1 protein-coding gene is annotated in these 1,458 nt (G+C 70.2%); it reads left to right on the top strand.

What is annotated here, in order from left to right; all coding sequences use genetic code 11:
* Window positions 1-114 precede the first annotated feature (114 nt).
* On the top strand, window positions 115-1,434 hold the full coding sequence (locus IR155_RS15635; protein ID WP_442922776.1) for an ISL3 family transposase: 1,320 nt from the start codon (window positions 115-117) through the stop codon (window positions 1,432-1,434).
* Window positions 1,435-1,458: the final 24 nt, after the last annotated feature.

Here is a 1,458-nt window from a genome sequence, read left to right as displayed (position 1 = left end):
GGCTCTTCGGACATCCGGTGGGGTGAGGGTGGCCGGGCGGTGATTCGGCGGTAGGGGTCGAGGTCCCCGAGGATCAGAAGCGCTAACTCTCTGATTCCGACCGAGGACCTCGACGTGCTTCACCCTACTTCGGGGTGCGCTGACGCGCGCCCCGCCGACTGTCCGTGTGCCCGCTGCGACCTGCTTCTCGGCCTCGACGGTGTCCATGTCGAGCACGTCGAGCGTCGCGACGGACTTCTTGTGGTGACCGTTTCGACTCCGGCGTCCCCGACGGGCTGCCCGGGGTGCGGCGTGCTCGTGACGAGCCGTGGTCGGCGCCTTCGGGTGCTGCATGACGTGCCGGGTGTGACGCGGGTGAGGGTGGTGTGGCGGCAGCGGATGTGGCGGTGCGGCGAGTCCGGCTGTCCGCGGAAGACGTTCGTGGAACAGGTCCCGTCGCTGGTCGCGCCGCGCGGGTCGATCACGAAGCGCGCCGTCGCGTGGGCGATCGGGCAGCTGCGTCGCGAGCACGCCACCATCCAAGGACTCGCCCGGCAGCTCGGGACGTCGTGGAAGACGGTGTGGCGGGCCGTCGAACCCGAACTGGTCAAGCTCGCGGCGGACGAGTCCCGGTTCGAGAATGTCACCAGCCTCGGCGTCGACGAGCACGTCTGGCATCACGTCGACCCGCGCCGACGGGGGCCGAAGGAGCTGACCGGGATGGTCGACCTCACCCGCGACAGCCAAGGGAAGACGCGGGCCAGGCTGCTGGATCTGGTGCCCGGTCGATCCGGGAAGGCGTACGCGACCTGGCTCGGTGAGCGCGGCGACGCGTTCCGGAAGCAGGTGAAGGTCGCCGCGTTGGATCCGTTCGCCGGATACAAGACCGCGATCGACGACAAGCTCGACGACGCCGTCGCCGTCCTCGACGCGTTCCACGTTGTGAAGCTCGGCACCGCCGCGGTCGACGAGGTCCGCCGTCGCGTTCAGCAGGACACCCTCGGGCACCGCGGACGCAAGGGCGACCCGCTCTACGGGGTGCAGACCATCCTGCGCGCCGGGGCCGAGAACCTCACCGAGAAGCAGCGGGTGAGGCTGACCGCGGCGATGGAAGCCGACCCCGCGCACGACGAAGTGTTCGTCGCTTGGCAGTGCGCGCAGCAACTCCGCTCCGCCTACCACCAGGGCGATCTGGCCGCGGGGCGGCGGATCGCTGAGCAAGTCGTCGACACGTTCCACACCTGCCCGATCCCCGAGATCGCACGACTGGGCCGCACCCTCCGCCGCTGGCGCGACGCGTTCCTGGCGTACTTCACGACGGGGCGGTCATCGAACGGTGGCACCGAGGCCGTGAACGGGATCATCGAGCTCCACCGCCGCCTCGCCCGCGGCTACCGCAACCGGCACAACTACCGGCTCCGCATGCTCCTCGCCGCCGGCGGACTCACCCCATGACCCCCACCGGATGTCCGAAGAGCC

It is taken from the genome of Microbacterium paludicola, assembly GCF_015235415.1.
Lineage (GTDB): Bacteria > Actinomycetota > Actinomycetes > Actinomycetales > Microbacteriaceae > Microbacterium > Microbacterium paludicola.
Note: the sequence above shows the minus strand (reverse complement) of the source record. Positions and strands in the feature narration are given on the sequence as shown.